The sequence below is a fragment of the Sphingomonas floccifaciens genome, assembly GCF_042681125.1.
In the GTDB taxonomy this organism is placed as follows: Bacteria; Pseudomonadota; Alphaproteobacteria; order Sphingomonadales; family Sphingomonadaceae; genus Sphingomonas; species Sphingomonas floccifaciens.
Genome location: NZ_JBHUFC010000003.1, coordinates 154,260 through 178,960, shown reverse-complemented (window position 1 = coordinate 178,960; position 24,701 = coordinate 154,260). Strand labels below are relative to the sequence as shown.

At 66.8% G+C, this 24,701-nt stretch carries 25 protein-coding genes; 11 read left to right on the top strand and 14 right to left on the bottom strand.

Annotated features, from left to right (window positions below):
- Window positions 1-48 precede the first annotated feature (48 nt).
- Window positions 49-1,062, bottom strand: a complete 1,014-nt coding sequence (locus tag ACFSC3_RS07850; RefSeq protein WP_380939856.1) for a polyprenyl synthetase family protein — start codon at window positions 1,060-1,062, stop codon at window positions 49-51.
- 77 nt (window positions 1,063-1,139) lie between these two features.
- Here ACFSC3_RS07850 and ACFSC3_RS07845 point away from each other — a divergent pair, with 77 nt between their 5' ends.
- Window positions 1,140-1,421, top strand: coding sequence for a chorismate mutase (locus ACFSC3_RS07845; RefSeq protein ID WP_380939855.1), 282 nt, complete (start codon window positions 1,140-1,142; stop codon window positions 1,419-1,421).
- A gap of 280 nt (window positions 1,422-1,701) precedes the next feature.
- Here ACFSC3_RS07845 and ftsH read toward each other — a convergent pair whose 3' ends face one another.
- The 8 genes from ftsH to ACFSC3_RS07805 form a co-directional block, all read right to left on the bottom strand.
- On the bottom strand, window positions 1,702-3,669 hold the full coding sequence (gene ftsH, locus ACFSC3_RS07840) for an ATP-dependent zinc metalloprotease FtsH (RefSeq protein WP_380939854.1): 1,968 nt from the start codon (window positions 3,667-3,669) through the stop codon (window positions 1,702-1,704).
- Window positions 3,670-3,740: 71 nt separating this feature from the next.
- Window positions 3,741-4,685, bottom strand: a complete 945-nt coding sequence (gene tilS / locus ACFSC3_RS07835; RefSeq protein WP_380939853.1) for a tRNA lysidine(34) synthetase TilS — start codon at window positions 4,683-4,685, stop codon at window positions 3,741-3,743.
- Between the two features lie 100 nt (window positions 4,686-4,785).
- A complete protein-coding gene (locus ACFSC3_RS07830; RefSeq protein ID WP_380939852.1) occupies window positions 4,786-5,733 on the bottom strand; it encodes a tol-pal system YbgF family protein in 948 nt (315 codons plus the stop codon).
- Window positions 5,734-5,820: 87 nt separating this feature from the next.
- Complete coding sequence (locus tag ACFSC3_RS07825; protein WP_380939851.1) at window positions 5,821-6,780, bottom strand: helix-turn-helix domain-containing protein; 960 nt, start codon at window positions 6,778-6,780, stop codon at window positions 5,821-5,823.
- 81 nt (window positions 6,781-6,861) lie between these two features.
- Entirely contained in the window at window positions 6,862-9,138 is a 2,277-nt protein-coding gene (gene ptsP / locus ACFSC3_RS07820) for a phosphoenolpyruvate--protein phosphotransferase (protein WP_380939850.1), read from the bottom strand.
- A 101-nt stretch (window positions 9,139-9,239) separates the two neighbouring features.
- Window positions 9,240-9,674 (bottom strand): type II toxin-antitoxin system VapC family toxin, encoded by a 435-nt coding sequence (locus ACFSC3_RS07815; protein ID WP_380939849.1) that lies wholly within the window; start codon window positions 9,672-9,674, stop codon window positions 9,240-9,242.
- Window positions 9,671-9,898, bottom strand: coding sequence for a FitA-like ribbon-helix-helix domain-containing protein (locus ACFSC3_RS07810; protein ID WP_380939848.1), 228 nt, complete (start codon window positions 9,896-9,898; stop codon window positions 9,671-9,673). Before ACFSC3_RS07810 ends, ACFSC3_RS07815 begins: the two co-directional genes overlap by 4 nt.
- A 37-nt stretch (window positions 9,899-9,935) precedes the next feature.
- Window positions 9,936-10,955 carry an NAD(P)H-dependent flavin oxidoreductase gene (locus tag ACFSC3_RS07805; RefSeq protein WP_380939847.1) on the bottom strand — a complete coding sequence of 340 codons (1,020 nt, stop codon included), beginning with the start codon at window positions 10,953-10,955 and terminating at the stop codon, window positions 9,936-9,938.
- 47 nt (window positions 10,956-11,002) lie between these two features.
- On the opposite strand from ACFSC3_RS07805, the gene ACFSC3_RS07800 reads away from it, so the two are divergent.
- Window positions 11,003-11,419, top strand: a complete 417-nt coding sequence (locus ACFSC3_RS07800; RefSeq protein WP_380939846.1) for a secondary thiamine-phosphate synthase enzyme YjbQ — start codon at window positions 11,003-11,005, stop codon at window positions 11,417-11,419.
- Window positions 11,420-11,535: 116 nt separating this feature from the next.
- Here ACFSC3_RS07800 and ACFSC3_RS07795 read toward each other — a convergent pair whose 3' ends face one another.
- Entirely contained in the window at window positions 11,536-12,780 is a 1,245-nt protein-coding gene (locus ACFSC3_RS07795) for a hypothetical protein (protein WP_380939845.1), read from the bottom strand.
- Here ACFSC3_RS07795 and ACFSC3_RS07790 point away from each other — a divergent pair.
- The gene (locus ACFSC3_RS07790; RefSeq protein ID WP_380939844.1) at window positions 12,764-13,306 is read left to right on the top strand and encodes a shikimate kinase; all 543 of its coding nucleotides are present in this window, start codon (window positions 12,764-12,766) and stop codon (window positions 13,304-13,306) included. The genes ACFSC3_RS07795 and ACFSC3_RS07790 overlap by 17 nt on opposite strands.
- A gap of 102 nt (window positions 13,307-13,408) precedes the next feature.
- Here ACFSC3_RS07790 and ACFSC3_RS07785 read toward each other — a convergent pair whose 3' ends face one another.
- Window positions 13,409-13,879 (bottom strand): GFA family protein, encoded by a 471-nt coding sequence (locus ACFSC3_RS07785; protein ID WP_380939843.1) that lies wholly within the window; start codon window positions 13,877-13,879, stop codon window positions 13,409-13,411.
- A gap of 75 nt (window positions 13,880-13,954) precedes the next feature.
- Here ACFSC3_RS07785 and ACFSC3_RS07780 point away from each other — a divergent pair, with 75 nt between their 5' ends.
- Complete coding sequence (locus tag ACFSC3_RS07780) at window positions 13,955-14,185, top strand: hypothetical protein (protein ID WP_380939842.1); 231 nt, start codon at window positions 13,955-13,957, stop codon at window positions 14,183-14,185.
- Window positions 14,186-14,240: 55 nt separating this feature from the next.
- Here ACFSC3_RS07780 and ACFSC3_RS07775 read toward each other — a convergent pair whose 3' ends face one another.
- A complete protein-coding gene (locus ACFSC3_RS07775; protein ID WP_380939841.1) occupies window positions 14,241-15,503 on the bottom strand; it encodes an aspartate kinase in 1,263 nt (420 codons plus the stop codon).
- 56 nt (window positions 15,504-15,559) lie between these two features.
- Between ACFSC3_RS07775 and ubiG the strand changes: the two genes are divergently transcribed.
- Complete coding sequence (gene ubiG / locus ACFSC3_RS07770) at window positions 15,560-16,309, top strand: bifunctional 2-polyprenyl-6-hydroxyphenol methylase/3-demethylubiquinol 3-O-methyltransferase UbiG (protein ID WP_380939840.1); 750 nt, start codon at window positions 15,560-15,562, stop codon at window positions 16,307-16,309.
- A gap of 1 nt (window position 16,310) precedes the next feature.
- On the opposite strand, the gene ACFSC3_RS07765 is transcribed toward ubiG, so the two are convergent.
- On the bottom strand, window positions 16,311-16,682 hold the full coding sequence (locus tag ACFSC3_RS07765) for a tRNA-binding protein (RefSeq protein ID WP_380939839.1): 372 nt from the start codon (window positions 16,680-16,682) through the stop codon (window positions 16,311-16,313).
- Between the two features lie 56 nt (window positions 16,683-16,738).
- Here ACFSC3_RS07765 and ung point away from each other — a divergent pair, with 56 nt between their 5' ends.
- Both ung and ACFSC3_RS07755 read left to right on the top strand, forming a co-directional pair.
- Window positions 16,739-17,455: a uracil-DNA glycosylase gene (gene ung, locus ACFSC3_RS07760; protein ID WP_380939838.1), complete on the top strand. Its 717-nt coding sequence runs from the start codon at window positions 16,739-16,741 to the stop codon at window positions 17,453-17,455.
- Between the two features lie 26 nt (window positions 17,456-17,481).
- Window positions 17,482-18,939: a S41 family peptidase gene (locus ACFSC3_RS07755; RefSeq protein ID WP_380939837.1), complete on the top strand. Its 1,458-nt coding sequence runs from the start codon at window positions 17,482-17,484 to the stop codon at window positions 18,937-18,939.
- A gap of 185 nt (window positions 18,940-19,124) precedes the next feature.
- Here the strand turns inward: ACFSC3_RS07755 and ACFSC3_RS07750 are convergent, their stop codons facing one another.
- Window positions 19,125-19,949, bottom strand: a complete 825-nt coding sequence (locus ACFSC3_RS07750) for a flagellin N-terminal helical domain-containing protein (RefSeq protein WP_380939836.1) — start codon at window positions 19,947-19,949, stop codon at window positions 19,125-19,127.
- Between the two features lie 286 nt (window positions 19,950-20,235).
- Between ACFSC3_RS07750 and ACFSC3_RS07745 the strand changes: the two genes are divergently transcribed.
- The 4 genes from ACFSC3_RS07745 to fliG are packed head-to-tail and all read left to right on the top strand — an operon-like array spanning window position 20,236 to window position 24,625.
- Window positions 20,236-21,534 (top strand): sigma-54 interaction domain-containing protein, encoded by a 1,299-nt coding sequence (locus ACFSC3_RS07745; protein WP_380939835.1) that lies wholly within the window; start codon window positions 20,236-20,238, stop codon window positions 21,532-21,534.
- A 23-nt stretch (window positions 21,535-21,557) separates the two neighbouring features.
- A complete protein-coding gene (gene fliE / locus ACFSC3_RS07740) occupies window positions 21,558-21,899 on the top strand; it encodes a flagellar hook-basal body complex protein FliE (RefSeq protein ID WP_380939834.1) in 342 nt (113 codons plus the stop codon).
- Between the two features lie 3 nt (window positions 21,900-21,902).
- A complete protein-coding gene (gene fliF, locus ACFSC3_RS07735) occupies window positions 21,903-23,606 on the top strand; it encodes a flagellar basal-body MS-ring/collar protein FliF (RefSeq protein WP_380939833.1) in 1,704 nt (567 codons plus the stop codon).
- Window positions 23,603-24,625, top strand: a complete 1,023-nt coding sequence (gene fliG, locus ACFSC3_RS07730) for a flagellar motor switch protein FliG (RefSeq protein ID WP_380939832.1) — start codon at window positions 23,603-23,605, stop codon at window positions 24,623-24,625. Before fliF ends, fliG begins: the two co-directional genes overlap by 4 nt.
- The last annotated feature ends 76 nt before the right edge of the window (window positions 24,626-24,701 follow it).

Here is a 24,701-nt window from a genome sequence, read left to right as displayed (position 1 = left end):
TGCTTCGACAAGCTCAGCACGAACGGAGATTGAGGGCACGGCGGGGACTTAATACGCGCGGGCGACCGCGAACTCGACCGCCTCGATCATCGCATCCTTCGCCGCGCCGCCATCGAACCGGCCAAGCGCATCGATCGCGCGCTGGCCATAGTGCCGTGCACGGGCCAGCGTATCGTCGACCGCCCGCGTCGCCTGAACCCGCGCCACCGCCTCAGCGAAGTCCGCATCGGAAATCCGCCGCCCCAGCACCGCTTCCTGCCAGAAGCTGCGCCCCTCGGCATCCGCGCGCGCATAGGCGAGGATGATCGGCAGCGTCATCTTGCCCTCGCGGAAGTCGTCGCCCGCGTCCTTGCCCATCGTGCCCGCGTCCGAGGTATAGTCGAGCGCATCGTCGACCAGCTGGAACGCGATGCCGAGGTTCCGGCCATAAGCATCCAGCGCCGCCTCGTCCGCCTCGGTCCGCTCGGCCACCACCGCAGCGATGCGGCAGGCGGCGGCGAACAGCGCGGCGGTCTTCGCGCCGATGATGTCGAGATAGCGTTCTTCGCTCAGGTCGATGCGTCGCACCGCGGTCAGCTGGTTGACCTCGCCCTCCGCGATCACCGCCGACGCATTGGACAAAATCTTCAGCACCTTCAGGCTTCCGTCCTCGACCATCAGTTCGAAGCTGCGCGAGAACAGGAAATCGCCGACCAGCACGCTCGCCGGATTGCCCCAGATGATGTTGGCGGTTCGGCGTCCGCGCCGCAGGTCGGACGAATCGACCACATCGTCGTGCAACAGCGTCGCGGTGTGGATGAACTCCACCGCCGCCGCCAGCCGGTGGTGCCGCGCGCCGGGGTACCCCAGCAGCTTCGCGCTCGCCAGCGTCAGCATCGGCCGCATCCGCTTGCCACCGCCCGCGATCAGGTGACCGGCCAGTTCGGGGATCAGCGGGATGTCCGACTGCATCCTGTCGAGGATCGCCTTGTTCACGAGGTTCATGTCGTGCGCGACCAGCGCCAGCATCGGATCGAGCGAGGGCGGACGCTTATCGCCCAGGCGGTGGATGGTGGCGCTCATGCTGCATCTGCAAATGGCGGGCGGGGGTGAGAAACGCAAGCCTTGCGAGCGGCGCGCCATCGCTTCAAAAGGCCGCCATGACCGACCCGACGCTGGAGCGCTATCGCCAGAGCATCGACAACATCGATGCCGCCCTCGTCTTCATGCTGGCCGAGCGGTTCAAGGTGACCCAGGCGGTCGGCCGCTACAAGGCGGAAAGCCAGCTGCCGCCGGCCGACCCCGGCCGCGAGGAAGCGCAGATCGCGCGCCTGCGTGGCCTGGCCGAACAGGCGCAGCTGGACCCGGAATTCTCCGAAAAATTCCTGCGATTCATCATCGATGAAGTCATCCGCCACCACGAGCGCGCGCAGCGGGGTTGAGGGCGGGGTCGTGACGACCCGTTTGATCTGTTGTTCAGGCTTTGATAAAAATTGTGCAAAAGTTCTGCATATAGCCACAGCCCATCGGTGTTCCGGCGGAGGCGGGAACCCAGGGCCAAGCAATACAACTGATGACGTCACTCGGGACTCTAGGCTCCCGCCTACGCGGGAGCACCGACAGGAGTCTCAGAACGGCTTCCCTCGAGCCTGAGCATGGCTCGTGGCACCAAACAGCAAAAACCGCGGATCAGGCATCCCCCGATCCGCGGTTTCGTGTCCCTTACGCTCCCTGCGGTGCCGCCGATCCGAACGGCCCGCTCGGCCGCTTGGTCTTCGGGATCGACGTTCCCCTCATCGGGACGCTCGACGTCTTGGCACCCGGATCGGGTCGGCCGAGATCCTCGCCGGCGATCAGCCGCTTGATCTCCTCGCCCGACAGCGTCTCATATTCGAGCAGCGCCTGTGCCAGCGTGTGGAGCTGGTCGATATGCTCGCCCAGCACCTGCTTGGCGCGCGTCAGGCCGCCTTCGACGATGTTCTTGATCTCGTCGTCGATCAGCTGGGCCGTGGCGTTCGACATCCGCACCGGCTGGCTCGACGAATAGCCGAGGAAGCTTTCGCCTTCGGGCTGAGCATATTCGACGGGGCCGACCTTGTCCGACATGCCCCATTTCGTGACCATGTCGCGGGCGAGGCCGGTGGCATATTGAATGTCGCCGCTCGCGCCCGACGACACCTTGTCATAGCCGAAGATGACCTCCTCGGCGACGCGGCCGCCCATCGCGACCGCCAGGTTCGCGTACATCTTGTCGCGGTGATAGCTGTACGAATCGCGTTCCGGCAGGCGCATGACCATGCCCAGCGCACGGCCGCGCGGGATGATCGTCGCCTTGTGGATCGGATCGCTCGCAGGTTCGTGGATGCTGACGATCGCGTGGCCCGCCTCATGATAGGCGGTCATCCGCTTCTCATCCTCGGTCATGACCATGCTGCGACGCTCGGCGCCCATCATGACCTTGTCCTTGGCCTCTTCGAATTCGAGCATCGCGACCAGGCGCTTGCCCTTGCGCGCCGCAGTCAGCGCGGCCTCGTTGACGAGGTTCGCCAGATCGGCGCCTGAGAAGCCCGGCGTGCCGCGGGCGATGACGCGCGAATCGACGTCGGGAGCCAGCGGCACCTTCTTCATATGGACTTCGAGGATCTTGATCCGGCCCTCGATATCCGGGCGCGGCACGACGACCTGGCGGTCGAAGCGGCCCGGACGCAGCAGCGCGGGATCGAGCACGTCGGGGCGGTTCGTCGCCGCGACGATGATGATCCCCTCGTTCGCCTCGAAGCCGTCCATTTCGACCAGCAGCTGATTCAGCGTCTGCTCGCGCTCGTCGTTGCCGTTGCCCAGGCCCGCGCCACGATGGCGACCGACCGCGTCGATTTCGTCGATGAAGACGATGCACGGCGCCGACTTCTTGGCCTGTTCGAACATGTCGCGCACGCGGCTCGCGCCGACGCCCACGAACATCTCGACGAAGTCCGAACCCGAGATGGTGAAGAACGGCACGCCCGCCTCACCCGCGATCGCGCGGGCGAGCAGGGTCTTGCCGGTACCGGGCGAGCCGACCAGCAGCGCGCCCTTGGGGATTTTGCCGCCCAGCCGCGCGAACTTCGACGGATCCTTCAGAAACTCGACGACTTCCTGCAATTCCTCGCGCGCTTCGTCGATGCCGGCGACGTCGTCGAAGGTCACGCGACCTTCCTTCTGCGTCAGCATCTTGGCGCGCGACTTGCCGAAGCCCATCGCGCCGCCCGCACCCGAATTCTTCTGCATCTGGCGCACGACAAAGAACGCGATGCCGATGAACAGCAGGAACGGCAGCGACTGGACCAGCAGCGCCGCCCAGATCGACGACCCTTCCTCGGCGCGGGCCGAGACAGTCACGCCCTTCTGGCGCAGCGTCGGGATCAGCGTCGTGTCTGGAACCGGCAACGGACGCGTGCGGAACGCCTCGCCCGCGGTCGTCTTACCGACGATTACGTCGCGGCTGATCGCCACTTCCTTGACGGTCCCTTCGTCGACGCGGTCGAGGAACGTCGAATAGGCGATCTCATTGCCCGTCGCCGTCGTCCCGCGCGTGTCGAAGAGTTGCACGAAGAGCGCCAGGGCCAGCAAGATGCCGACCCAGATCATCAGGCTCTTCATCCAGGGATTGCCGCCGCCGCCGGGGGAGGGCTGCTTGTCGTTATCGTTCATCGCGCGTTGAGCACCTTTCTGCGTCCCATAAGATAGGCGCAGACAGGTTAATGGCAATGGAACAGCGTCGATCAGTCTGATCGACGCGGCGGAGCGGCGGTAAAGTGCCAGATTCCGCCGCGAACGAAGGCGAGAACGCCGGCGAGCGTCGCCTTTCCGCCGTCCTCCAGCGCGTCGAGGACCGACTCGACGTTGGTGGCCGGATCGAATCGCCCCTCGCACGGCGTACTCGTGCGGACGTCGAGGATCGCGCGGGTGACGAGTCGCCGCCGCATCTCGCGCGGCAGACCTGCCACATCCCACCCGTCGCCGCGTCGCCGCTCCGCGAACAGCAGGTCGGCGAGAGTGTCGAGCGCCGCCGCCGCCTCTCCACACGCCGCGGCCGATAGCGCGACTCCGGCGGCGTTGATCGGCGCATCGGCCAGCCAGACTCGCATCCGCGCGCGGTCGAACCGCGGGTCGGCGTTGCTCGGGTCGTCGACGAACGGCACGCCCATCGCGTCGACGACGGCCCGCAATTCCGCGCGTCGCCAGCCCAGCAACGGCCGCGCCAGCGTCAGGCCGCCGAGCGGGCGCGCCGCGCGAATGCCGCCGAGCCCGGACACGCCCGATCCCCGCCCCGCGCGCATCAGGAACGTCTCCGCCTGATCATCGGCATGGTGCGCAGTCAGCAGTACCTTCGCGCCTTCCGCGGTCGCCCATCCGGCGAGCAGGTCGTACCGAAGCCTGCGGGCATCGGCCTGGATCGACCGCGGCGACCAGTCGGCCGGGGGCACCAGCGTCGCGTGCGGGATGTCGCGTTCCCGACACCACCGCGCGACCATCGCGGCCTCGACTGCCGATTCGGAGCGAAGACGGTGGTCGACCGTCGCTGCGATGGTCGGACCTGTGGCCTTTGCAAGCGCGAGGAGCGCCATCGAGTCTGGGCCACCCGAGACGGCTACGGCAAGCGGGCCGACTGGATTACCGACGAGCGCGACACAATCGTTGCGAAAGCGGGCGACAGCCTCAGCCATGCTTTCCGTGCTCTCGCGCAGGCGGGAGCCCAGAGTCTCACACGGCATTCTTAGTAACCCTAAGCTCCCGCCTGCGCGGGAGCACCGGCGGATGGCTGCCTCACGAACATTTCTGCGCGGCCCGCCCCTTGGCGATGTCGGCCTTCATCCCCGCGGTCAACTTGGTGCCATAGACCTCGGTCAGCTCCGTATAGACCTTGCACACGTCGGCGGCCGGCTTCTTCAGCTTCACCAGCGACTGCGCGAGATAATAGAGGCTGTCGGGCGCGCGCTCGCCGTCCGGGAATTTCTTGTAGCTGTCGTAGAAGGCGAGGCTCGCCATGCTCGGCTTGCCTTCGTCGAGATAGGCCCGGCCCAACAGATTCTGCGCGAAGCTTGCGCGGCGGTGCCTCGGATATTTCTCGACGACGGCCTTCAGCTCTGCCTCGGCCGCGGCATATTGCTTGGCCTGCCACAGACGATAGCCATAGGTATAGCCGTCCTCGGCCGGGTCACCGGTCTTCGGCCGCTCGATCGCGGGCGCGGCGTCGTCCGCTGCCACCTCTTCGGCGGCAGGTGTCGCAACAGGGCGCGTCGCTGGCCGGCGAGCGGGTGTGGTTGCCGGTGCAGTGTCACCGGTCGCGGCCACCGCCGCCGGCTCGGCCGGCACGGGGGCCAGCGCCGCCGTCGCGCGATCCTCCAGCAGCTTGATGCGCGCGTCGGTCGCGGCCTTATAGGCGGTGAAGGCCTCTTCCAGCTGACGGACGCGATAGCCGGTCTGTTCGACCTGCCCCGTCATCGACCGCACACTCCCCTCCAACGCGCTGACGCGCTCGGTCAGGTCGGTGATCGGCGATGCGGCCGGAGTGCCGAGCACATCGGGCGTCGTCGCCGGTGCGGTGATCTGCGGCTCGACCGTCATGCCGGCACCGCCGGGGAAGACCTTGCGCTGCACCGCGCGCATTTCGCGCTCCAGCCGATCGACCCGCCCCTCGACCGTCGTCTGAGCGGACGCCGCCCCGGCCTGAAGCATCAGCGCGGCGAGGCCCGCCGCCATTATCCTACGCATGTCACACCCCCGCCGGACCCAATTTCCGAACAGTCGATTATCGCAAATCCGTCGCCCGACCGCCAGTCGCGCCGTACCCCGTCTGCCTTACAGACCGGTCGTGTTGCCGGCCGGCGTGGCGGATGGCGTTTCGGTCGGCGCAGGCTGCGACGCAGCAACGGGTGCCGCCGGACGCGGCGAGCTTGTCGGCCGCGCAGTCGGTGCCGCTGCCTTGGGCGATGCCGTGGCAGTGGGCGTCGGGCTCGACGCGACCGCCGGCGTCCCGCCGCCCCGCGCCAGCAGCGATGCCGGCGACAGCGACACGTCCTTGATCGCGACCCGCCCGGTGCCGAGCGGTGCGACCGGGCGTCCGCCGACCGTAATCGCCAGCTTGTCCGGCCGGCCGACGTTGATCTGCGGGCCGTTGGCGTTTGCGGGCACGTCGAACCGCTCGCCCGGCGCCATCGTCTTGATCAGCAGCGTCTTGTTGTCGGCGTCATAGATGCGGACCCATACTTCATCGGTCGCAGTCACCGTCACCTGGTCCCCTGCCGCAGGGGCCGGGGCGGGCGCGACGGTCTGCGGCACGGGCACGGCGACCTCGGCCTGCGGCGCGGCGGCGGACGATGTCGCACTCCTCCCACGGAACAGGTCGGTCCCGTACCACAGCCCGACGCCGACGATCAGTATGATCGCGACCAGCAGGCCGCCCCACACCAGCCCGCCCGACGGCGAGCGCGACGGTTCGTCGACCTGATAGGCCGGCACGCTATGGACCGGACGATCCCAGGTCCGATCCAGCTCCTGCCGGACATCCGCTGCCAGCGTAACCTCGTCGACGCCGACCGCGCGGGCATAGGCGCGCGCGAACCCCATCGCATAGGTCTGCGACGGCAGATTATCGTAGGTGCCGGTTTCGATCGATTCCAGATGGCGCTGCGGAATGCGGGTACGGCCGGCGACGTCGCTCAGCGTCAGGCCCTGCGCCTCGCGTGCGGCGCGCAGCCGGTCGCCGGGGCGCTGGGGTGTCTCGATCGGTCCGGGCAGGCCGGGCTCGGCGTCGTTCATGCTCACTCTCGCTTGTCCCGCTTCGGTGTCCACCGCTTGGCCCCCGCTGTCAACGATCCGGCATCCGAATTCGGCGGCGCGTCAGTCGAGTTCGACGCCCTGCGCCGCCGCCCAATCGCTGAGCGTCGCGCGCATGTCCGCCGGCGGCCGGGCGAGCCAGTCCGCCATCTGCACCATCACCGCCGCGCGATCGAGGCTGCGCACCATCGCCTTGATCGGCCCGACCGCCGCCGGCGTGATCGACAGCCGGTCGATCCCCAGCCCGATCAGCGCCAGCGCCTCCAGCGGGCGCCCGCCCATTTCGCCGCACACCGCGACCGGCACATTCGCCGCGCGCGCTTGCCCCGAAACCCGCGCCAGGAACCGCAGGATCGCCGGGCTCAGCCAGTCGTAGCGGACCGCCAGCTTGGGATGCGCGCGGTCGGCGGCGAACAGGAACTGAGTCAGGTCGTTGGTGCCGATCGACAGGAAGTTCAGCTTCGGCAGCAGCAGGTCGAGCACTTCGGCCAGTGCCGGCACTTCCAGCATCGCGCCGTAGCGGATCTGGGTCGGCAGCTTCTTGCCGCGATCGGCCAGCCAGCCGCGCTGCGCCTCGAAGATCGCGCGGGCCTGGTCGAACTCCCACGGCTCGCTGACCATCGGAAACATCACGCTCAGCGTCCGCCCCGCCCCTGCCTCGATCAGCGCGCGCGCCTGCGCCTTCATCAAGCCTTCGCGTTCCAGCGCCAGACGCAGCGCGCGCCAGCCCATCGCCGGATTCTCCTCCTCCCCCGCCTCGTCATGGTCGAGGTAGGGCAGCGCCTTGTCGCCACCGATGTCGACCGTGCGGAACACCACCGGACGATCGCCCGCGGCATCCAGCACGTCGCGATACAGCCGCTGCTGCCGCTCGCGTGCGGGCATGGTCGCGCTGACGAGGAACTGGAATTCGGTGCGGAACAGCCCGATGCCGTCCGCACCGGTCAGGTCGAGCGCCGCGACGTCGTCGCGCAGCCCCGCGTTGACCATCACGGTCACGCGGTGGCCGTCCTTCGTCTCCGGCGCGACACCCTTCAGCGCGGCGAAGGCGGCGCGGCGCTTTTGGCTGAGCGCCAGCTTCGCCTCGAACGCCTCTTCCATCGCCTGGGTTGGGCGGACGAACAGCGCCTCGCTGCCGACGTCGAGCAGCAACTTGTCGCCCTCGGCCACCAGCCGCTTGATATCCTTGGCACGGCCCAGCACCGGCACGCCCATCGCCCGCGCGACGATGATAACGTGCGCGGTCAGCGACCCTTCCTCCAGCACCACGCCCTTCAACCGCCGCCGGTCATATTCCAGCAGTTCTGCCGGCCCCAGGTTCTTGGCGATCAGGATCGTGTCTTCGCGCAGACCCAGTTGCGCTGCGGTCCCCAGCCGGCCGGACACAATGCGGATCAGCCGGTTCGACAGATCCTCCAGGTCGTGCATCCGGTCGCGCAGCAACGGATCGTCGATCTGGCGCATGCGCATCCGCGTGCGCTGCTGCACCCGCTCGATCGCAGCCTCCGCCGTCAGACCGGAGTCGATCGCCTCGTTGATCCGCCGCGACCAGCCCTCGTCATAGGCGAACATCTTGTACATCTCGAGCACCTCGTCGTGCTCGCCGCCCACGCCGAATTCGGCCTGCGCCTGCATCCGCTCGATCTGGTCGCGCATCTTGTCGAACGCGGTGTAGACGCGGCGGCGCTCGGCCTCGGTATCCTCGGCGACGGTGTGTTCGATGACGATGCGCGGCTGGTGATAGACGGCGACGCCCGCGCCCATGCCGTCGACCAGCTTGAACCCCTGCACGCGCGCGGTCGCGGTCGACTGGATGCGGGTCGTCGCGGCCGAGGATTCGTCGATCAGGTCGGCATTGGCGATCAGCTCGCTCAGCACCATCGCGACGGTCTGCAACGCCTCGATCTCGATATCGGCATAGCGGCGCGGCTCGACATGCTGGACCGCCAGCACCCCGACCGAGCGCTCGCGCCGGATGATCGGCACACCGGCGAAACTGTGGAACCGGTCCTCGCCCGTCTCCGGCCGATAGGCGAAGTCCGGGTGCGACGCCGCCTCGTCCAGGTTCAGCGTCTCGACATTCTGCGCGATCGTCCCGACCAGCCCTTCGCCCAGCGCCAGCGTGGTGACATGGACCGCGCTTTCCTCCAGACCATGCGTCGCGAACAGCTCCAGCACGCCTTCGCGCAGCAGGTAGATCGAGCAGACCTCGCTATCCAGCGCCTCCGCGATGATGTCCGCAACCTGGTTGAGCTTCGCCTGCGCGGACGTGCGCGCCGCCATGACATCGTGCAGGCGGACGAGGATCTCACGGGCGGACGCGGCGGCAGACAAGGGCATCGCCACCTCGCTACCAGATCGCGGCCCGGCGTGCGAGGGGCGGGTTCGACCTGACGCTACGGCACTGCAAACGGTGACTGGCGGATACGACGTCCGAATTACTATGCGCGCGTGACGTCGGCCAACAGGGCGATATCGGGATAGATCGCGTGGGCGCGCTCCACGAACTTGCGATCGCAGGTGATGAGCCGGCATCGCCGATCGATGGCCAGCGCAAGGTACAGACAATCCTTGACCGGATGCCCCAGATGCATCGCGATGGCAGAAGCCCGCTCGACATTCTCCGGCCCCATGCGAACCGGCTCGATCGCCCTGCCGCTCAGAAGTTCGGTCCATCCTCGCATCGCCGCACGGCCGAACTCTGCTGGCGCCAACCGCTCATTCACACGACGGACCACGGCTTGCGCGACTTCTATCGCGATCAGATCGGGGGCGATGATCGCACCGCGTTCCGCACGGAACCAGTCGTGGGCGAGGTCGCTATCGGGCTCTTCTATCAGGAGTTTCGTCGCCAGACTGGCATCTACGACCGTCATTCCTCGTCACGGACCGATCGAATCAGGGCGACGCTCCCTTCATAATCTGGTCCGGTCGGAATCCGGACAGCCCGCAGTTGGTCGAGCAATTCCGCGCGCGACGATGCGCTGCCTTCCAGCCGCGCCCGCGCTTCCGCCTCCAGCGATCGATGGTTCGCGCGGGCGTCTCGCTTCAGCCGTTCGTAAGCGGCATCGTCGAAGTTTCGGATCGTCAGCGTTGCCATCGAACCAAGCTAGCAATTTGCTAGCAAAACGCAAGCATCACGCCGCTCGCGCCTCCAGCGCCTGCGCGGCTTCCGCGATCAGGGTGCCCAGGATATCGGCCAGCGGCTCTTCCTTCGTCACCATGCCGACCGACTGGCCCGCCATCAGCGAGCCGTTCTCGACATCGCCGTCGATCACCGCGCGGCGCAGCGCACCGGCCCAATAATGCTCGATCTGCAGCTGCGCCTCGGCCATCGCCACCTTGCCCTCGTCGAGCATCTGAGCGACTTCGCGCTGCTTGGCGGTGAACGCCTCGCCGCCCGCGTTCTTCAGCGCGCGGACCGGAATGACCGGCAGGCGCGGGTCGATCTGAACGCTCGCTACCGCATCGCGGGCCGAGGCGCGGATGAATGCCTTCTTGAAGTTCGCATGCGCGATGCTTTCGGTCGCGCAGACGAACCGCGTGCCGAGCTGCACGCCTGCCGCGCCCATGTCGAGATAGCCCGCGATCGCCTCCCCGCGGCCGATCCCGCCCGCGACGAACACCGGCAGCTGCTCGGCGAGTTCCGGCAGCATCTCCTGCGCCAGCACGCTGGTCGACACCGGACCGATGTGGCCCCCAGCCTCCATCCCCTCGATCACCAGCGCGTCGACGCCGGAGCGGACCAGCTTCTTGGCGAGGCTGAGCGCCGGCGCGAAGCAGATCACCTTGGCGCCGGTCGCCTTGATCGCCTCCAGCGCGCCCTTGGGCGGCAGCCCGCCGGCCAGCACGACATGCGTCACGCCGTGGCGACCGCACACCTCGATCAGCTCGAACAGCTGCGGATGCATGGTGATCAGGTTCACGCCGAACGGCTTCGATGTCAGCGCCTTGGTCCCCGCGATCTCCGCATCGAGCAGCGCCGGCGTCATCGCCCCGCACGCGATCAGCCCGAAGCCGCCCGCGTTCGACATGGCGGCGACCAGGTTGCGCTCGCTGACCCACGACATCGCGCCGCACATCACGGCGACCTCGCTGCCCAGAAACTCACACCCGCGTGCCATGCGGCGTGCCAGCCGCTCTTGTCCGATCGTCATGCACAACCGCCTAGCCCCGCACGGCGCGATCAGGCAAGTCCGGCGCCATGCGACAGGCCCATCACGAAATGATCGTCCCCACGCCCGGCCAGGGCCTGCACGAGATCACGCGCGAAGTTGTTAGCTGGGTCGCGGACACCGGGATCGCGACCGGCCTGCTGACGCTGTTCGTCCGCCACACCAGCTGCTCGCTGCTGATCCAGGAAAACGCTGCCCCCGCCGCGCGCCGCGACCTGGAGCGCTATTTCACCAGGATCGCCCCCGAATCCCGCGCCTACGAGCACGACGACGAAGGCCCCGACGACATGCCCGCCCACCTGCGCGCCGCACTGACCGCGGTCAGCCTGTCGATCCCGGTCATCGGCGGGAGGCCGGCACTCGGGACTTGGCAGGGCGTGTATTTGTTCGAGCACCGCAGCGCAGCCCATCGGCGGCGGGTGGCGTTGCATGTGATCGGCGAGTGAGGGAGTTAGCCCCGGTTCGGATGGCCCCACAATTCCCGCAAATGATCGTGTTTTGGGAAGGCCCCAACCTTCTCAAAACCGCTGGCAAAGCTGATCGTTTGGAAAACTGGTGTCAGTCAGCGGGCTGTTCCGCTCGGTGTCGTGTCCGCCAACAAAGCGTCTGCACCGATGTTGAAATGCTTTCTGACAAGTTCGTCCATGCGATTAGCCGTTACGCGCCCTGCGGTTGCCGTCGTTTCGCGGGCAAAAGCGTGAACCGCTTCAGCACCGTGTTCCCGTTCCAGGCGTTCGAACAAGGCCGTAGCCGCATGATAGCGCGCAACGATGTTGCTTTCGTCTCCGATAAGATCGTCAGCCGTGAACCGGAACGAGCCGCTCGGAGCAAAGTTCGGGTCCCGCATCATGCGTGCGCGATCTTCGTCGGACACCTGCCGCATAATCGCCTCACGCTTCGGTCGGACCGATCCCCAACCTGCCAGATTCAACGGTTGGCCTTTGGATTTAGCCGCCCCTTCGGCCTTCAATCTGCGATCGGCTGCCGCAGCCGCTGGGTCTATCCGGTCAGAAACCTTGAGCCCGACCCAGCTGGCGTGACCTTCCAGGAACCAACGGGGCGGCAAGGCCTGCATCCGATATTGAAAAAGATGAACCTGTTCGTGCGGGAGAACCGCTGTCAGCGTACGCTGACCGGCTTCGGTCAGTCGGCCCGCTGCATCAGTCTCGATCGTCCAGCGCGCCACTTCCGATGGCCCCCGCGGCGGACTGTAATTCGCGGCGTTCGTAAACACGACGGAGTACCATTGAGCGCCCTGCCGTTCATCGCCCGTCAGTCCGCGGAGCAACTCAAGCTGCCGCCCCAAACACGCCGCACGTGCACGCGCTATCGATTCAGATGCCGGGTCGTAATGCACGATGAGGTAGGCGCCGCCATCCGCCGTGACCCGGAGGCGACGATAAACACCCTCTGCGCCCGGTTCGTCGGTTACCACGATCCCACGCACTGTCCGTCGCTTGCCCGACGGTGCAGAGCACAACGCCCTATCTCGCGCAATCTCCGCTGCTACTTCCATCCTGCCCGAATGCATTTCGGCCGCCGCGACCAGCAACATTGGAAAGAACATCGATTTCTCGCGCCAACTAGGAGGTCGAGTATTCCATATTTTTCGGTTGAACCATAACCGGCAGCACCGATCAAGCTGGCCCAACTGTCGAGAGGGACTTTCCCGATTGGTAACGGCCAGCGAGACGGGCGGGGCATTCCCATTGGGATGGTGAAACGAGAAACCGGCATTACGGCGGACCGTGACCGTTGATGATGTTCCGCTCCTTCGGTAGCCTCTCCCGATGCGGTTGTTGTTCATCTATGGGCCTCCAGCCTCCGGCAAGCTGACGATCGGTCGCATGGTTGCCGATCGTACCGGCTTTGCGCTTTTTCATAATCACCTGATCGTAGATGCGGTCGCAGCCGTGTTTCCTTTCGGCTCGGAGAACTTCGTCCAGCTACGCGAGCGCTTCTGGCTCGATACGATTTCTGCTGCTGCGCACGCAGGACGGTCGATCATCTTCACCTTCGCGCCCGAACCGACCGTTGCCCCCGACTTCCCATCTCGACTGTATCAGGCGGTCGAACATGCCGGTGGAGAGGTGCTGAGCATCGCGCTCGACGTAGAAGACGCCGATCAGGAAAAGCGGTTGATCGCTGCTGATCGCGCGATGTTTGGCAAGCTGCGATCACTGGGCCTGCTACGTGAGCTTCGACCAGCGATCACCGCGTGCATGGATACGATGCCGCCTACCGCACTGAGGATTGATACAGGCCAGACCGCACCGGGCGAGGCGGCCGAGGCGATCACACGGCTAATCGGCTCGTCGGCGAGCGCTGCCTGACGCCGCTTATGCCCTTCCCGTTTGGGAACGGCCAGCGAGACGGGCGGGGCATTCCCATTGGGATCGAGTTTCGGGAATGCCCACGTCGCAGCGATTAACCCATCACTTACGGTCGAGGGGCCAATCGCTGGTATCGTAGTCAGGATGCTGAAAGGAGATGATACTCGCCAAGTGAGCAGCCGCTCTCGGCTCGTCAGTCGAATGTTCTGGCAGACCGGCTAGGGCTTCGAAATCGGCGATCCGCTCAGGCGAGGCAAGTTGCTCGCTCAACTTTACTGATCGTGGGTTATCCATAGCACCAAGTGCGAAACTGATATGACCCTCACCATATTCATATGTGAGAGGCGTTCCGCAGGCTCCGCAAAATCCACGACGCACCTTGTTCGAGCTCTGGAAATAACTCGGCTGCCCTCGAGTCCAAATCACCGCGTCTAACGGCGCTCCGACATAAGGCCCGAACAGTCCACCAGTGGCCTTCTGACACATTCGACAATGGCAGATGGAAGCCTCTTCCAGGGCACCCTCAACCCGGAAGCGCACCGCTCCGCACTGACATCCGCCCGAACTGGTCATGTTCGACGCATCCCACACCCGTTCGCCCCTTGCAACGGGCCGGACGCGGTCCTCTACGTTCCCAATTAGGAACCCGTGACGGTAATCGCCGACCGCCATCCCGACCGCGTGCCGCCATCGATCGCGAACCGCGACGGGCTGGCGGAATTCGACGAACGGCCGGACATGATGTCGCTCGGCGCGGAGTTCGAGGAAAAGCTGGAGGCGGCCAAGCGCGAAGCCGCGCCCGCGCCGGTGACGACCTGTTGGTCGGCTGACGCGGACGACCTGGATTACGACGACGGCGAAGACGGCGCTTTGGTGTGAACTTCGCTCCGGGAGCGGGCGTGCTCCTGCCTGTGCCGGAGCACGGCCAGAGGGATCAGCCGGCCACGTCCTCCGCATCCAGCCCGTACGCGGTGTGCAGCACGCGCACGGCCAGCTCGGTCTCGTCCTCGTGGATCAGGACCGACACCTTGATCTCCGACGTGGTGATCGCCTGGATGTTGATGCCGCGTTCGCCCAGCGTCGTGAACATCTTGGATGCGACGCCCGCATGGCTGCGCATGCCGACGCCGACGACCGAAATCTTGGCGACGCGGGTGTCGTGGACCAGGCTTTCGAAGCCGATCTCGGCCTTGGCGCGGCTCAGGACATCCAGGCTGCGCGCCAGGTCGGACGACGGCACCGTGAAGGTCACGTCGGTCGATCCGGTCGAATGCGCGATATTCTGGACGATCATGTCGACGTTGATGTTCGCATCCGCCAGCGGTGCGAAGACACTGGCCACCGCACCCGGCTTGTCGGGGACGGAGGTCAGCGTGATCTTCGCCTCGTTCTTGTCGTGCGCGATGCCGGTGATGAGCTGGCGTTCCATGGCTTCCACTTCCTCTTCGCCGACGATCATCGTCCCCGGCAGCGTGTCGGCGGCGGGGGCATCGTCGTCGACGAACGACGACAGCACCTGCACGCGGACGTTTTCCTTCATCGCGAGCCCGACCGAGCGGGTCTGGAGCACCTTGGCCCCGACGCTCGCGAGTTCGAGCATTTCCTCATACGTCACGCGCTTCAGCTTGCGCGCGCGCGGCACGATGCGCGGGTCGGTCGTGTAGACGCCGTCGACATCGGTATAGATGTCGCAGCGGTCGGCCTTCAGCGCCGCCGCCATCGCGACAGCGCTCGTGTCGGAGCCGCCGCGTCCCAGCGTCGTCACGCGCTCGCCCGCCGCCAAGCCCTGGAAGCCGGGGATGACCGCGACCTCGCGATTCGCCATCGCGCCGAGCACGCCCGCCGTCTCGATCTCGCCGATTCGCGCCGAGGCATGGCCGTCCGACGTGCGGATCGGCAATTGCCAGCCGAGCCAGCTGCGCGCCGGCACGCCGACCGCCTGCAGCGCGATCGCGAGCAGGCCCGAGGTGATCTGCTCACCAGCCGAGACGACGACGTCATATTCCTGCGGGTCGTAGAGCGGCGAGGCTTCACGGCAGAAGCCGACCAGCCGGTCCGTCTCACCCGACATGGCGGAAACGACGACCGCCACTTCGTTGCCGGCCGCCCATTCGCGCTTCACGCGATTGGCGACACTGCGGATGCGTTCAATGCCCGCCATCGACGTGCCGCCGAACTTCATCACGATCCGTGCCATGTGCGTGCTCGATCTTGTCCCTTGGGCCGAAAGTCGGCGCCTGATAGGAGTGCGGCATGACCGACGCAACCGTAACAACCGCGACGAACCCGGACGGCATCGACGCGCGCGAAGCCGCGCATTTCGGCAAGCTCGCCGCGGACTGGTGGAATCCGCGAGGGTCGTCGGCGATGCTTCATCGGCTGAACCCGCCCCGCCTCGCCTATCTGCGTGAGCGGGTGGATGCGCATTGGGACGGCGACACCGCCAGTTTTACCCCCCTGAAAGGCAAGCGCGCGCTCGACATGGGCTGCGGCGCAGGGCTGCTCAGCGAACCGCTGGCACGGCTGGGAGCGGACGTTACCGCGGTCGATGCCGCGCCGGAGAATATCGGGGCGGCGCGCGCCCATGCTGCGGCGGTCGGCCTGCTCATCGATTACCGCGTCGGCACCACCGATGCGGTCGCGGGCGAAACCTATGACCTGGTCGTCAGCTTCGAGGTTATCGAGCATGTCCCCGACGCCCGCGCCTTCGTGACCGCGCTGGCGGCCAGTCTCGCGCCGGGCGGGCTGCTGCTGCTGTCGACCCCCAACCGCACGCCGCTGTCCAAGCTGGCGATGATCACCGTCGCCGAAGGGGTCGGACAGATCCCCAGGGGCACCCACGACTGGGACAAGTTCCTGACGCCCGACGAGCTCACCGGGCTGCTCGCAGACGCAGGATTGCGCGTCGTCGACACGCGAGGCCTGAGCTTCTCGCCCGCCGCCGGCTTCCACCTCAGCGATAATACCGCGCTCGATTATTTCGTGGCGGCGGTGCGTGCGTAGGTCAGAAGAGGCGGCCCCCGTTCGGCACCGGAACGCTGGGGCCGACCAGCACGACCTTGCCGTCCGCATCGGGGAAGCCAAGCGTCAGCACTTCGCTCATCACCGGCCCGATCTGGCGTGGGGGGAAGTTGACGACCGCGGCGACCTGCCGGCCGACGAGGTCGTCGAGCGTATAATGTTCGGTGATCTGCGCCGAGGACGTCTTGCGGCCGATCGGCGCGCCGAAATCGATCGTCAGGCGATAGGCGGGCTTGCGCGCCTGCGGGAATTCGCGTGCCTCGACGATCGTGCCGATGCGGATATCGACCGCGAGGAACTGGTCGAAGCCGATCTCGGGCGCGGCGGGGGCGGCGGCGTCATGGGTTACGTGCATGGTGCCCCCCTTTGCCATGCGATCGCTGCAAAGCCCAGTCGCGGAACGGGCAGCCGATGATGACGCCGACGGCGCTCGATCCGAGTTGGCAGGCCGCGATCGGTGGCGAGTTCACGCAACCCTATATGGCCGAGCTGGACGCCTTCCTCCGCGTCGAACAGGCCGCGGGAGCATCGGTCTTCCCGCCGGAACCCGACCGCTTTGCCGCGCTCGCCCTGACGCCGCTCGACCGCGTCCGTGTCGTCATCCTCGGGCAGGACCCCTATCACGGGGCGGGGCAGGCCCACGGGCTCAGCTTCTCGGTCCGGCCCGGCGTTCGTGTGCCGCCGAGCCTCGTCAACATCTACAAGGAGATGGACGCGGACCTGGGCATTGCCCGCGCCGGTCACGGCTATCTGCGGCATTGGGCGGAACAGGGCGTCCTTTTGCTCAACACTACGCTGACCGTGCGCATGGGCAGCCCCGCTTCGCATGCCAAACGCGGTTGGGAGCGATTCACCGATGCGGTCATCCGCGCCGTCGACTCGCGCGCCGAACCCAGCGTCTTCCTGCTGTGGGGCGCGCACGCGCAAAAGGCTGGCGGATTCGTCGACGGCGATCGGCATCTGGTGATCCGCAGCGCGCATCCCTCGCCGCTGTCCGCCCGCACCGGCTTCTTCGGATCGCGTCCCTTCTCGCGCGCCAACGCCTTCCTCGCCGCACATGGCCGCGGTACGATCGACTGGGCGCTGCCGCTCGTACATTCCGCTGACAGGATGCATGATCCATGCTAAGCTCCTGTTTAGAGAGAGGTATTTGCATGAAGTTCAGGCGTATCGGGGCTGCGGCATCCATTCTGGCGATGCTCAGCGCATGCGGCGGCGGGGGCAGCAGCACGGGATCGATCAGCACCCCGACGTCGAGCGCCGGTACCTCCAGCCCGACCCCGACGTCCAGCACCAACGGCTGTTCGCTGCGCGAGCGCCAGGACTGGGCGGCGGCGCAGCTGCGCGAATGGTATCTGTTCTACGAAACGCTGCCGACCAACCTCGACCCGACGCCCTACACCACGCTGGATGGCTATATCGACGCGCTGACCGCAACCGCGCGCGGCCAGCGGCGCGATCGCTACTTCACCTATGTGACGTCGATCGCGGCCGAGAACGCCTATTATGCTTCGGGCGAAACGGCCGGCTTCGGTTTCCGCCTGTCGAACAATGCGACGACGCGCCGCACCTTCATCGCCGAATCGTTCGAAGGCACGCCGGCGCTGGCCGCCGGAATCGATCGCGGCACCGAAATCCTGGCGATCGGCACGAGCACGGCGAACCTGCGCAATGTCAGTGACATCATGGCGTCGGAGGGCACGGCCGGCGTTTCCAACGCGCTCGGCCCGAACACCGCGGGCACGACGCGCCTGCTGCGCATCCGCAGCCAGGCCGGCGTCGTATCTGACGTGAGCGTCGCGAAGGCGGACTATACGCTGACGCCGGTGTCGAGCCGCTACGGCTACAAGATCCTCGACGATGGCGGGAAGAAGGTCGGCTACGTCAACCTGCGCACCTTCATCTCTACCGCCAACGACGGGTTGCGTGAGGCCTTCGCGGCGCTGCGTGCGGCGGGCGTCACCGAGGTCATCGTCGACCTGCGCTACAATGGCGGCGGGCTGGTGTCGGTCGCCGATACGTTCGCGCGGCTGCTCGGCGGCAATCGCTCGTCGAGCGACGTCTTCTCCTACACTACCTTCCGGCCCGAGAAATCATCGCAGAATTCGACCAGCTATTTCGCGCCCCAGCCCCAGTCGATCGCGCCGACCAAGATCGCCTTCATCGGCACCAGCGGCACCGCTTCGGCCAGCGAACTGCTGATCAACGGGTTCATCCCCTATCTCGGCACCAACATGGCGCTGGTCGGCACCAATACCTATGGCAAGCCGGTCGGTCAGATCGCGATCGACCGCGCCGCCTGCGATGACCGTCTGCGCGTGATCGCCTTCGCGACGCAGAACAGCAATCGGTCAGCCGCCTATTTCGACGGACTCGCGACGGTGGTTCCCAGGACATGCCAGGCGACCGACGACGTCAATTATCCGCTGGGTGACGCGCGCGAGTCGTCGATCGCGGCGGCGCTCAACTTCCTGGGCGGCCGGTCGTGCAGCGCCATCACCGCAAATGCGGAGACGTCGCGGATCAGTCGCGCGGCGCCGACCGGCACCTATGAACTGCTGATGCCCGACCGGCCCGACACGATGCAGCGCGAGGTGCCGGGCGCGTTCTGATCCTTTGACCGGAACCGCACGAGCCGCCGCTGTCTGACCGACAGCTTCTCCCCGCGGCTTGATCATAGCGAAAGCCCCGGCGGTCCTGCGACCTCCGGGGCTCCGTTTGCCGGATGAACCGGCATCTTTGCGAGAGATGGCGTCTGTCAGGGGGGTGACGCCACCCCCGCCAAGACTTGCGTCTCTTAGCGCAGCAGCTGGAGAACCGACTGCTGGCTCTGATTGGCCTGCGACAGCATCGCGGTCGACGCCTGGCTCAGGATCTGGGCCTTGGCGAGCGCGGCGGTTTCGGCCGAATAGTCGGCGTCCTCGATCCGGCTGCGAGCGTCGCTCAGGTTCGTCATCGTCGTCGTCAGGTTGTTGACGACCGACTGCAGTCGGCTCTGCGACGCACCGAGGTTCGCACGCTTGCTCGAGATCGTCTCCAGCGCCGTATCGACGGTGCCGATCGCGGTCTGGGCGTTCGCCGACGAGTCGACTGCGGTCGCGCTGACACCGAGCGAGGTCAGCGTGGTCGCGGCGAACGTCAGGTTGACGGTCGTGTTCGCATCAGCGCCGACCTGGACGGCGACGGTGCCGCTCGAACCCGCGTTACCGTCGAACAGCTTCACGCCATTGAATTCGGTGTTGGTGAGGATCGAAGTGATCTGCTCCTTGAGCTGCGTCACTTCGGTGTTCAGGTTGGTGCGGTCCGACGTGCCATAGGTCTGCGACGACGACTGGACGGCCAGTTCGCGGATGCGCTGCAGCATGTTGCCGACTTCGTCGAGCGCGCCTTCAGCGGTCTGCGCCATCGAGATGCCGTCGTTCGAGTTGCGGACCGCCTGGCTCATGCCGCGGATCTGCGAGGTCATCGAGGTGGCGATGGCGAGGCCGGCGGCGTCGTCCTTGGCCGAGTTGATGCGCTTGCCGGTCGACAGACGCTCCATGCTCTGGCTCAGCGCCTGGTTGGCGCGGGTCGAGGCGTTGGCGGCGCGAAGCGAGCCGAGGTTGGTACCGATAACGGTCATGTCGTTTCTCCATTTCAGCCGACGATCCCGCTACCCCCCACTGCGGAAGTTCGAGCCGTCGAAAGTGGTAACGGCCGCCCGTTGCAGAGCTTTAGCGGCTTTTTTTGCGGGCCTGATTTTTCGCCTCGCTCACGATACGCGCAGGGAAAACGACACCGGCGCGCGATACGCGCCGCCGCTCGCCCGGAACACAGTAGGCAAAATTTTGCCGGCAAGACTGGGGATTTTACCAACAATTTACCATTCAGGCAGCATTTCTACGGTCGTTCAGGGGGAATCGATCGTCATGGCTTCACTCTTTCCGTCGGCCGCCGTGCTGCGCCAGAAATATGCGCTGGTGTCGGGCCTGCGTGCCCAGGGGTTCACGATCGGATCGTTCGAAACCGGCAAGCCGACGCCGGGCGACCTGTTCCTGATCGCGGACGGCGAGACGCCGCCGGTCGCCGGCCGCACGCTGGTGATTGGCGAGGGCACGCCCAAGGCGGTCCCGTTCCGCGACGGCAACCCGGCTCGCCTGAGCTTCGAGGGCGACGACGCCGCGATCGGCGCAGGCTTCGCCACCGCCATGCTGCGCCCCGGCGTGCCCGTCGCCGCGGACCCGGAAAGCCTGGCGCTCTACACGCTCGCAGATCGCGTCGCCGCCAGCGACATCACCGTCCTGATCAATGGCCCGACCGGCACCGGCAAGGAAGTGCTGGCCCGTGCGATCCACACCGGATCGCCGCGCGCGAACGGTCCCTTCATCGCCATCAACTGCGCCGCCCTGCCCGAGTCCATGCTGGAGGCGATGCTGTTCGGCCATGTGAAGGGCAGCTTCACCGGCGCATCGTCGGGCGGCGACGGCTTCTTCCGTGCGGCGAACGGCGGTACCTTGCTGCTCGACGAAATCGCCGAGATGCCGATCGGCCTCCAGGCGAAGCTGCTGCGCGCGCTTCAGGAACGCGAAGTGGTCCCGATCGGCGCGACCACGCCGGAAAAGGTCGACGTGCGCGTCATCGCCTGCGCCAACCGCGATCTCCAGTCCGAAGTCGCCGCCGGTCGCTTCCGCGCCGATCTTTACTACCGCCTCTCGGTCTTCCCGCTCTCGACCCGCGCACTTGCCGAGCGTCGCGACGACATCCCTGCGCTCGCCGCGGCGATGATCGTGCGCCACGGCGCCGACCGGGCCGAGTTGCCGTGGATCGCCCCCCAGGCACTCGACATGCTGATCCGCCACGACTGGCCCGGCAACGTCCGCGAGCTGGAGAATGTGATCCAGCGCGCGATGCTGCTGGCGCGCGGCGACCGAATCGAGATCGGCGACATCATCTTCGACCGCCCGACCCCGGCCGCGCCGATGTTCGCGCCTCTGGCCGCCGACAATGACGGCGAGCCCGCGGCGAGCGATCGGGTAACCCTGGGCAAGGTCGTACAAATGAGCGAATTCGCTGCGATCCGCGAGACGCTGGCCGCGTGCGGTGGCAGCCGGATCGAGACGGCCAGGCGCCTGGGCATCAGCGAACGCACCTTGCGCTACCGCCTGGCCAAGGCGCGCGCGGAAGGCGAAGAGATCGCTGCGCCGCATAGCCGGAGTGCTGCACTGTGAGCATCGGTCCCGTCGGGGGTGCCATGGGCATCGACCGGGTGATGACGCTGCGCAGCCAGATCCTCGAACGCAACCAGGCGCTGGCCCGCGCCGCCGATGCCGCCAACGCATCGTCCGCGCCGGCCGCCACACAGGCCAGCAAGCCCGCCAGCTTCGCCGATACGATGAGCGACGCGCTGAAAAGCGTGAACTCTCAACAAGCGCAGGCGAGCGAGCTTTCCGCGCAATATGAACGTGGCGAAACGGTCGACATCGCGAAAGTGATGCTCGCCCGCCAGCAGGCGTCCGTCGGCTTCGAAGCCACCCTTCAGGTCCGCAATAAGCTGCTGTCGGCTTACAAGGACATCATGAGCATGCCGGTGTAATCCATGGCCACGCAGATCATCACCTCGCCCGGCGCCGTGCCGACCGAACCCCGCTTCGCCAACCCGTTGAAGCAGGTCACCGGTTTCATGACGCAGCCTGCGGTCAAGCGCAGCCTGCCGCTCATCTTCCTCGTGGGGCTCATCGCCGCCGCGGCGCTGGCCTGGGCGACGCTCAGGACGCCGCCGCAAAAGGCGCTGTTCGCGGGCCTCGCTGACGCGGACAAGGCCGCCGTCGTCCAGGCGCTCGATACCGCCAACATCGACAACGGCACCGACGGATCGGGCAATGTCACCGTCGCCGAGGACGATTACCACAAGGCGCGGATGCTGCTCGCCGGGCAGGATCTGCCCAAGGCGGCGCCCGGCGGCTATGCGCTGCTCGACCAGCTGCCGATGGGGATCAGCCGCGTCGTCGAGGGCGAGCGCGTGAAGCAGGCGCGCGAAACCGAGATCGCCCGCTCGATCCAGGAGATCGACGTGGTCGCCGAAGCGCGCGTCCATCTCGCGACGCCCGAATCGACCGTCTTCGTCCGCGACCAGGCCGCGCCCACCGCGTCGGTCGTGCTCAAGCTCCAGCCTGGCCGCGTCCTCAGCGACGCGCAGACCCGCTCGATCGTCAACCTCGTCGCCGCATCGGTGCCGGGGATGAAACCGGACGCCGTCACCATCGTCGACCAGATGGGCACCCTGCTCAGCAACCCGAGCGACGGCACCGATGGCGCCGCCGACAAGCGCATCGCCATGCAGCGCCAGGTCGAGGACAAGGTGAAGGCGCAGGTCGCCCAGCTGCTCACCCCGCTGGTCGGCGCCGGCAACTTCACCGCGGAAGTGCAGGCCGACATTAATTTCGACGAAACCCAGGCGACCCGCGAAAGCTATGAAAAGCAGGGTACGCTGCGCGCCGAACAAGGTGCATGGACCGGCAACCAGCCGAATGCCGGCGCACCCGGCGGTATCCCCGGTGCGCTGAGCAATCAGGCGCCGGCCGCATCGACGCTGACCACGCCCGCCAACGGCGCCACCCAGCCGCCGCCCAACGGCGCGCCGGGGCAGACGACGCCGGCCGGTCCGGTCACCGACGCGATGAAGCAGTCCGACAGCTTCGCCCGCGCCTATGACCTCGGCCGCGAAGTGTCGGTGACGCGCAACGCCCCGGGCAGCGTCCGCCGCCTGTCGGTCGCCGTCCTGTTGCGCGAACCCGAAAAGGGTCGCCGCACGGCGATGGAAATCCAGCAGATCACCGGGCTCGTCCAGGCGGCGGTCGGCTATAATGCCGAGCGTCAGGACCAGGTGCAGGTCATCTCCAAGAAGTTCACCGGCGCTGCGATCGAAGGTACCGCAGCCCCGGCCTGGTATCAGGCCGATTGGGTGCCGATGGTGCTGCGCAATGCGACCGCGCTGATCATCGCGCTGCTCGTCCTGTTCCTCGGCGTCCGGCCGATGGCGAAGGCCTTGATGAAGAAGCGCGACGATGCGGCCGGCGATCCTGCCAAGCTGGCGTTTGCCGACCCCAATGCCGATCCGGCCGCACTCGCCGCGGCGCAGGCGGAAGCGGCCAAGGGTGGTCAGCCGGTATCGATCGAGATGCTCGACAGCGCCCGCAACTATGACGAGCGTGTCGGGCTGGTCCGCGGCTTCACCCGCGAGAATCCGACGCGCGCCGCGCTCGCCGTCCGCGACATGATCAAGACCGGAGAGCCGCAGTGAGCGAGGTCCTGGGCGGCGTCCGCACCTACACCGGCGTCGAGCGCGCCGCAGTGCTGATGATGCTGGTCGGCGACGAGGAAGCCGCCGCGATCCTGCAGAAGCTGGACCCCGAAGAGGTTCGTCAGCTCGGCAAGGCGATGTTCGCCGTCGCCGACGTGAGCGAGGCGGAGGTCGAGGACGTGCTCGACGATTTCGTCGGCCATGCGAAGCAGCGCACCGCGATCGGGTTCGATCCCCGCCCCAAGATCGAAGGGATGATGACCAAGGCGCTCGGCCCCGACAAGGCCGACAGCGTCCTCGCCCGCATCACCCCGCCCGAGGCCGCGTGCCAGCTCGACATGCTCGACTGGCTCGACGGGCCGGAGATCGCCGCGCTGATCGAGGAGGAGCATCCTCAGGTCGCTGCCCTCATCATCGCAAACCTGGACCCCGGCGTCGCCGCGCAGGTGCTCGAAATCCTGCCCGAGGCGATCCAGCCCGACATCCTCCATCGCATCGCCAAGCTTGGTCCGATCACGCCCGAAGCGGTCGAGACGCTGAACGCCATGCTGTCGGCCCGCGCCGGCAAGGGCGGCGGCACCAGCACGGCTGCGGTTCAGCTGGGCGGGACGAAGGAAGCGGCCAAGATCATGCAGTCGGCGCGCAAGGCGACCGAAGCGCGCGTGATGCCCAAGCTGCACAAGATCGACAAGGACGTGGCCAAGGCGATCGAAGAGGCGATGTTCGTCTTCGACAATCTGCTCGACCTCGACGAGAAGAGTCTGGGCACCCTCATCCGCAACGTCGATTCGGATACGCTGGTCCGCAGCCTCAAGGGCGTCGACGATGCGGTCCGCAACCGTTTCCTCGGTTGCATGTCGAGCCGTGCCGCCGACGGCATCCGCGACGAGATGGAATCGCGCGGGCCGATGCGGCTCAGCGAAGTGCTCGACGCGCAGAAGGCGGTCATCGCCATCGCCCGCGGCCTCGCCAAGGACGGCACGATCGTCATGGGCGCCGGCGACGACGATTATGTCTGATGCCATGCGCCGCCGCATTATGCTCAACGCTTCGTTAAGGCCTCGAAACGATAGTCGCGGCGAAACTCTCGCCAGA